This window comes from Nodosilinea sp. LEGE 07088 (genome assembly GCF_015207395.1).
Classification (GTDB): domain Bacteria; phylum Cyanobacteriota; class Cyanobacteriia; order Phormidesmidales; family Phormidesmidaceae; genus Nodosilinea.
This window is the reverse complement of record NZ_JADEWX010000371.1, coordinates 1-1,433: the sequence shown is the minus strand read 5'-3', so window position 1 is coordinate 1,433 and position 1,433 is coordinate 1. Positions and strand designations below refer to the sequence as shown.

Genomic DNA, 1,433 nt, shown 5'->3' with positions numbered 1-1,433 from the left:
GGGGAGAGGGGGAGAGGGGGAGTAATCACGGCACTACGTCTGGTCGAGCCTGGCAGGGCTACTATCGCGCAATGGTGAACCCATCGAAATCAGCTGCATCGGTGTAAGGTTCAGTCTCGACCTGGGTGACTCGGGCACCCGTTGGCCCTTTGTTAGCCCAATGCAGCAGGGTCTTGAGCTGGTCGCTGGTACCCACGGCCACAATTTCAACGGTGCCATCGGGCTGGTTGCGCACAAATCCCTTCACCCCTAGCTCTTGGGCTACTTGGCAGGTGTGATAGCGAAAGCCAACGCCCTGCACGACGCCATGAACGACCGCTCGAATATGTTCCATTAGCCTCTGGTTTGTCGGTTCATTTACCATTCAAGCTGGTCGATGGGCACCGCCGCTACCGCTGGCTCAATCTATGCGGGCGCATAGGTGGCCTGCACAAAGCGATCGCGCCCCGCCAAGTCCAGATGAATCTCAATATCGCGATAGCATCCCTGCGCCACCAGTAGTTCCTTCACCGCCTCCCCCTGGCCCGCCATCATCTCGACTAGCCACAGGCCACCGGGCACCAGATAATCGGGCGCTTGAGTGGCGAGCATGCGGAGGGCTGCAAGGCCGTCATCGCCGCCATCCAGAGCGGCGGCAGGTTCGTGGTTTACCACCTCGGGCTGGAGCGTCGGCAGCAGTGCCGAGGGAATGTAGGGCGGGTTCGATACCAGGGCGCTGATCTGGCCTCGATAGGGTTCCAGGGGTTCAAACCAAGCGCCCTGGTAGAAGGTGATGCGATCGCCTAGATCCATTCTTTTGGTATTGGCCTGAGCAATCGCTAGGGCATTGGGGCTCAGATCCACCGCCAGAATACGAGCTAGCGGGAAGGTTTGGGCCAGGGCGATCGCGATCGCACCGCTGCCCGTCCCCATATCTACCCAAATGCCCCCCGCCAGCTGGTCTCCCCGGGGGCTACTCACCACCGCCGCCATCGCCAGATCGATAATCAGCTCTGTCTCCGGGCGAGGAATCAGCACCGCTGGAGATACCGTCAGGCTGAGGTCTCGCCAGCGGGTTTCACCCACCAGATATTGCACGGGAATACGCTCGGTGATGCGCTGGTGCCAGCGACGATCGAGTTCTGCAAGAGAAAACCATAGGGCAACTTGCGCCCTGCGCTGCACCGTCCCCAACCGCAGCGCCAGCCGATCCACATCGGCCACTGCTGTCAACAGCCAATCGACCTCTTCAGCATCGATACCAGCCGCCTGAGCATCCTGGAGCGCACGGTTTCGCCAGGCCCATAGGTCTGTCCCCGACGTCAAAGCCTCACCCATCCCATCTCCCTATACACCCGGTGCCTGCATACCCTAACGGTGAGTTACGGCCATGGCCCAGGCGATCGGTTCAACCAAAATTGCCTCTGGGCCTAACCCACCCTACCGCCCTTCCC

The 1,433-nt window shown here is 60.9% G+C and carries 2 protein-coding genes; both read right to left on the bottom strand.

All coding sequences use genetic code 11. From position 1 onward, the window contains the following. Positions 1-61: 61 nt before the first annotated feature. Complete coding sequence (locus tag IQ254_RS31060; RefSeq protein ID WP_193969988.1) at positions 62-334, bottom strand: acylphosphatase; 273 nt, start codon at positions 332-334, stop codon at positions 62-64. Between the two features lie 71 nt (positions 335-405). Next, positions 406-1,317 carry a peptide chain release factor N(5)-glutamine methyltransferase gene (gene prmC, locus IQ254_RS31055; RefSeq protein ID WP_193969987.1) on the bottom strand — a complete coding sequence of 304 codons (912 nt, stop codon included), beginning with the start codon at positions 1,315-1,317 and terminating at the stop codon, positions 406-408. Positions 1,318-1,433: the final 116 nt, after the last annotated feature.

Bases quoted from the DNA above. Each gene is read 5' to 3' on its own strand.
- IQ254_RS31060 (WP_193969988.1), bottom strand. From the start codon at position 334: ATGGAACATATTCGAGCGGTCGTTCATGGCGTCGTGCAGGGCGTTGGC.
- prmC (WP_193969987.1), bottom strand. From the start codon at position 1,317: ATGGGTGAGGCTTTGACGTCGGGGACAGACCTATGGGCCTGGCGAAAC.